Origin of the sequence: Azohydromonas lata NBRC 102462 (assembly GCF_001571085.1) — a bacterium.
Classification (GTDB): Bacteria; Pseudomonadota; Gammaproteobacteria; order Burkholderiales; family Burkholderiaceae_C; genus Azohydromonas; species Azohydromonas lata.
Genome location: NZ_BCTC01000196.1, coordinates 1 through 4694 on the forward strand (window position 1 = coordinate 1; position 4694 = coordinate 4694).

A 4694-nucleotide genomic window follows, 5' to 3' on the forward strand; every position below is an offset into this window, starting at 1 on the left:
CTGGCGGCCATGTGCTCGACGATGGCCAGCGACATCATGATGTCGTTCTGCGGCGTCTTGAACACCCACTTGCGCTTGGCATCCATGGGCTCGACGATGCGCGCCGAGGCCGCCATGGAGATCATGGGCGTCTGCGACTCGGCGGCCACGTCGATCATGGCCAGCGAGTTGGGCGTGGTGGTGGAGCCCAGGATCACGTCCACCTTGTTCTCGCTCACGAGCTTGCGCGCGTTGGAGACGGCCGAGGTGGTGTCGCTGGCGTCGTCCAGCACGATGTAGTTGACCTTCTGCCCCGCGATGGTCTTGGGCATGAGGGACACCGTGTTCTTCTCCGGAATGCCCAGCGACGCGGCCGGCCCGGTGGCCGAGAGCGTCACGCCGACGTTGATGTCGGCCATCGCCTGCGCCGCGGCCAGCAGCGCTGCGGCAGCGGCCGCGAGCTTGAAAGTCGTCTTCATGCTTTGTCTCCTTCGGTGGATGTGGCCACCGCCGGCGCGTTGCGCCGTCGCGGGACCGTTGTGTCGCCATTGAGGGTCTTGTGGATTGCAGGGGTCGCGCCGGTGCCACTGGGGGCATCGGCCGCGGGCGCCGCGCTGCGGCGCACCGCCGGCACGCCGCCCACCATCATGTCGGCCACGATGCCGGCCATGTCCTCGTAGGACAGCGCCCCATCCGGCTTGAGCCAGGTGAACATCCAGTTGACCATGCCGAACAGCAGCATGGTGACGGGCTTCACGAGGCCGGCTTCTTGCTGCTCGGGGCGCCAGGCCGCGATGGCGCGGGCAAAGCCGGCGGTGACGTGGCGCTGCAGGTTGAGGATGCGGTCGCAGTCCTGCGCTTGCAGGAAGCGCACGTCGTCGGTGAGCACGCGGTGCGCGTGCTGCGCATGGGCGTACTCGCGCAGGATGCGCGCGACCAGCTCGCGCACGCGGGCCTCGGCGGACAAATCGTCGCGCGCCAGCACGTCGTCCGTCATGGCCACCAGGCGGGAGACGTGGCCCTCGGCGATCTGCACCAGCAGCGCGTACTTGTCGCGGTAGTAGTGGTAGAGCGTGGCCTTGGACAGGCCCGCGGCCTCGGCCACCTGGTTCATGGTGGTGGCCGAGTAGCCGCGGCGGGCGAACAACGCCGCCGCGCGCTCGAGAATCATCTCGCGCTGGTCGTCGTAGTTGGCGGCGCGTCCGCGGGCCATGCGCTTTACCTTTCGTCGAACGAGAGGACCACGCGCTCGGTGAGCGGGTGCGCCTGGCAGGTGAGCACGAAACCGGCGGCGACCTCGTTCTTGTCCAACGCGAAGTTGCGTTCCATGCGCACCTCGCCTTCGACCAGCTTGGCGCGGCAGGTGCCGCACACGCCCGAGGTGCAGGAAAAAGGCACCTCCATGCCGCAGGCCGAGGCCGCGTCGAGGATGCTGGGCTGTTGCTTGTGGAACTGGATCTCGCGCCGCAGGCCGTCGCGGATGATGACGATGCGCGCGCTCTGCGCATCGCCCGGCTGCGCCTGGTGCACCACGGCGTCGGCCGCCTGCACCGTGCCGGCGGGCTGCGCCAGGCCGAAGCGCTCGATGTGGATGCGGTCCTGCGCCACGCCTGCGGCCAGCAGCGCGGCCTCGGCCTCGTCGTTCATCTGGAAGGGGCCGCACACGTAGGCCTGGTCCACGCCGGCGGCCGGCACCACGCTGCGCAGGAACTCGCCCAGCTTGTCGCGGTTCATGAGGCCCATGTTCAGCGGCGAGTCGGTGGGCTCGTCGGAGAACACGTGGTGCAGCACCAGCCGCGCCATCCAGCGGTTCTTCAAGTCCTCCAGCTCCTCCTTGAACATGGTGGACAACAGCGAGCGGTTGCCGTAGATCAGCGTGAAGCGCGAGAGCGGCTCGCGCGCCAGCACCGTCTTCATGATGGAGAGGATGGGCGTGATGCCGCTGCCCCCGGCAATGCCCAGGTGGTGGCGCCGCGCATCGGGCTCCATGGGCACGAAGAATCGCCCCTGCGGCGCCATGACGCTGATCTCGTCGCCGACCTGGAGATGCGTGTTGATCCAGTTGGAAAACACGCCGCCGCGCACCTTGCGCACGCCCACGCGCAGCTCGCCGTCGTCCACGCCCGCACAGATGGAGTAGGAGCGGCGCAGGTCCTGCCCGTCTATGGTCTTGCGCAGCGTGAGGTACTGGCCCTGCGTGAAGCCGAAGGTCTCGCGCAGCTCGGCCGGCACGTCGAAGCTCACGACCACGGCCTCGGCCGTGTCCGGCTCAATGGCGCGCACGCGCAGCGGGTGGAACAGGACGCTCATGCCAGCCTCGCCTCAGATGGGTTTGAAGTGCTCGAAGGGCTCACGGCAATCCAGGCAGCGGTGCAGCGACTTGCAGGCCGTGGCGCCGAAGGCCGAGAGCTGCTCGGTGTGCGTGCTGCCGCAGCGAGGGCAGGCCACGGGTGCCATGCGGCGCGGCACCAGGCGAATGGGCACGGCCTGCCCCGCAGCCCCGTGCGCGGGCGGCGCGATGCCGTACTCGCGCAGCTTGCGCCGGCCCTCCTCGCTGATCCAGTCGGTGGTCCATGCCGGCGCGCGCTGCAGTTTCAAGCGCACGGGCCCCAGGCCGGCGGCGTCCAGCGCGTCCACGACGCTGCGCTCGATGACCTCGGTGGCCGGGCAGCCGGAATAGGTCGGCGTGAGCACGACTTCCAGCAGGCCGGCGGCCTCGTGGGCTTCCCGCACGTCGCGCACGATGCCCAGATCGCACAACGACAGCGCGGGCACCTCCGGGTCCAGCACACCGGCCAGCACGTCCCAGGCGCGCTGCACGCGGGCGCCGGGCGTGGGTTGCGCCGTCACCATGCACCTCCCGGATAGGCACGCTGCAAGTGCTGCATCTCGGCCAGGATGTAGCCCATGTGCTCGCTGTGCACGCCGCGGCGGCCGGTGCTCATGAAAGCTTGATCAGGCGGCTGGCGCAGCGTGGCGGCCTGCAGCAGTGGGCCAATCTCGGCCATCCACGCGCCGCGCAGCTCGGCCCAACGCGGGCCCAGGCCGCTGTCGGCCGCCTCGTCGTCCACGGCGTCGGCATCGAAGAGCTCGGCCGTGTAGGGCCAGAGCTTGTCCAGCGCGGCCTGCATGCGGTGGTGCGACTCGTCCGTGCCGTCGCCCAGGCGCAGCACCCAGTCGGCCGCGTGCTGCTGGTGGTAGCGCGCCTCCTTGACGGCCTTGGCCGCGATGGCGGCCAGCTCCTCGTCGGCCGAGTCCTGCAGCCGCTCCCACAGCAGCCTGAGCAGCGTGGCGACGAAGGCATTGCGCAGCACGGTCAGCGCGAAGTCGCCGGGACGGCCCTCGCCGTTGGGCAGCTCCACCAGCGTGGGGTTGAAGTAGTCGCGCTCCTCGCGCAGGAAGGCGAGCTGGTCCTCGCTCAAGCCCTGCGCGCTGCCGGCCAGCGTGAGCACCGCGCGCGCCTGGCCCAGCAGGTCCAGCGCCATGTTGGCCAGGGCGATGTCCTCCTCCAGCACCGGCGCATGGCCGGTCCACTCCCCCAGCCGCTGGGCCGAGATGAGGCAGGTGTCGCCCAGGCGCAGCAGGTACTGCTGGCGCGCGTCGCGTTGAAGTGCAATGGAGGGCTGCATGGCTGCCTCGCGCGGCTCACATGTGGTCCACCGAGTCCGGCAGCTTGTAGAAGGTGGGGTGGCGGTAGACCTTGTCTTCCATCGGGTCGAAGTACATGTCCTTGTCGCCGGGGTCGCTGGCGGTGATCTGGTCCGAGCGCACCACCCAGATGCTGGAGCCTTCCTGGCGCCGGGTGTAGACGTCGCGCGCCATCTGCAGGGCCATGGGCGCGTCCGCGGCGTGCAGGCTGCCGCAGTGCTTGTGGTCCAGCCCGGCGCGGCTGCGGACGAACACTTCCCACAGCGGCCATTCGTTGTTGGTGTCGGTGCTCATAGTGAATCTCCTAACTGGTTGGCAAGTTCACAAGCCCAGATCACGCCGCTTGTGCCTCGCGCTCGCGCTGCTTGGCCGCATGGGCCAGGGCCGCTTCGCGCACCCAGGCGCCTTCGTCCCAGGCCTTCACGCGCGCGGCCAGGCGTTCGCGGTTGCAGGGGCCGTTGCCGTTGACCACGCGCCAGAACTCGTCCCAGTCGATGGCGCTGAAATCCCAATGCTTGCGGGTGTCGTTCCACTTCAACCCGGGGTCCGGCAGCATCACGCCCAGCAGCTTGGCCTGCTCCACCGTGGCATCCACGAACTTCTGGCGCAACTCGTCGTTGGAGACGCGCTTGATGCCCCAGCGCATGCCCTGCGCCGAGTTGGGCGACTGGTCGTCGGGCGGGCCGAACATCATCAGGCAGGGCCACCACCAGCGGTTCACCGCGTCCTGCACCAGGGCCCTTTGCGCGTTGGTGCCCTGCTCCATCATCACCAGCAGGCTGTCGTAGCCCTGGCGCTGGTGAAAACTCTCCTCGCGGCAGATGCGGACCATGGCCCGCGCATAGGGCGCGTAGGAGCAGCGGCAGATGGGCACCTGGTTCAGGATGGCTGCGCCGTCAACCAGCCAGCCGATCACGCCCACGTCGGCCCAGGTGAGCGTCGGGTAGTTGAAGATGGAGCTGTACTTGGCCTTGCCGGAGTGCAGCGCGTCCAGCAGCTCGTCGCGGCTCACGCCCAGGGTCTCGGCGGCGGCGTAGAGGTAGAGGCCGTGGCCACCCTCGTCCTGC

At 69.3% G+C, this 4694-nt stretch carries 7 protein-coding genes; all 7 read right to left on the reverse strand.

Annotation, left to right across the window (positions count from 1 at the left end):
* On the reverse strand, positions 1-458 hold a 458-nt coding region (locus ALA01S_RS30170), incomplete at its 3' end, for an ABC transporter substrate-binding protein (RefSeq protein ID WP_157119407.1).
* Entirely contained in the window at positions 455-1192 is a 738-nt protein-coding gene (locus tag ALA01S_RS30175; RefSeq protein WP_084268097.1) for a TetR/AcrR family transcriptional regulator, read from the reverse strand. The genes ALA01S_RS30170 and ALA01S_RS30175, both read right to left, overlap by 4 nt.
* A 5-nt stretch (positions 1193-1197) precedes the next feature.
* Positions 1198-2289: a 1,2-phenylacetyl-CoA epoxidase subunit PaaE gene (gene paaE, locus ALA01S_RS30180; protein WP_066343332.1), complete on the reverse strand. Its 1092-nt coding sequence runs from the start codon at positions 2287-2289 to the stop codon at positions 1198-1200.
* A gap of 12 nt (positions 2290-2301) precedes the next feature.
* The gene (paaD, locus tag ALA01S_RS30185; protein ID WP_066343333.1) at positions 2302-2832 is read right to left on the reverse strand and encodes a 1,2-phenylacetyl-CoA epoxidase subunit PaaD; all 531 of its coding nucleotides are present in this window, start codon (positions 2830-2832) and stop codon (positions 2302-2304) included.
* Positions 2826-3608 carry a 1,2-phenylacetyl-CoA epoxidase subunit PaaC gene (paaC, locus tag ALA01S_RS30190; protein ID WP_066343334.1) on the reverse strand — a complete coding sequence of 261 codons (783 nt, stop codon included), beginning with the start codon at positions 3606-3608 and terminating at the stop codon, positions 2826-2828. The genes paaD and paaC overlap by 7 nt, the downstream gene beginning before the upstream one ends.
* Before the next feature lie 16 nt (positions 3609-3624).
* The gene (gene paaB, locus ALA01S_RS30195) at positions 3625-3921 is read right to left on the reverse strand and encodes a 1,2-phenylacetyl-CoA epoxidase subunit PaaB (protein WP_066343336.1); all 297 of its coding nucleotides are present in this window, start codon (positions 3919-3921) and stop codon (positions 3625-3627) included.
* Between the two features lie 40 nt (positions 3922-3961).
* Positions 3962-4694: 1,2-phenylacetyl-CoA epoxidase subunit PaaA (gene paaA, locus ALA01S_RS30200; protein ID WP_066343340.1), on the reverse strand; the 733-nt coding region annotated here is incomplete at its 5' end.

What these genes read in the sequence shown, in the direction of transcription:
- ALA01S_RS30175 (WP_084268097.1), bottom strand. Translation starts at nt 1,192, where the DNA reads ATGGCCCGCGGACGCGCCGCCAACTACGACGACCAGCGCGAGATGATT.
- paaE (WP_066343332.1), bottom strand. Translation starts at nt 2,289, where the DNA reads ATGAGCGTCCTGTTCCACCCGCTGCGCGTGCGCGCCATTGAGCCGGAC.
- paaD (WP_066343333.1), bottom strand. Translation starts at nt 2,832, where the DNA reads ATGGTGACGGCGCAACCCACGCCCGGCGCCCGCGTGCAGCGCGCCTGG.
- paaC (WP_066343334.1), bottom strand. Translation starts at nt 3,608, where the DNA reads ATGCAGCCCTCCATTGCACTTCAACGCGACGCGCGCCAGCAGTACCTG.
- paaB (WP_066343336.1), bottom strand. Translation starts at nt 3,921, where the DNA reads ATGAGCACCGACACCAACAACGAATGGCCGCTGTGGGAAGTGTTCGTC.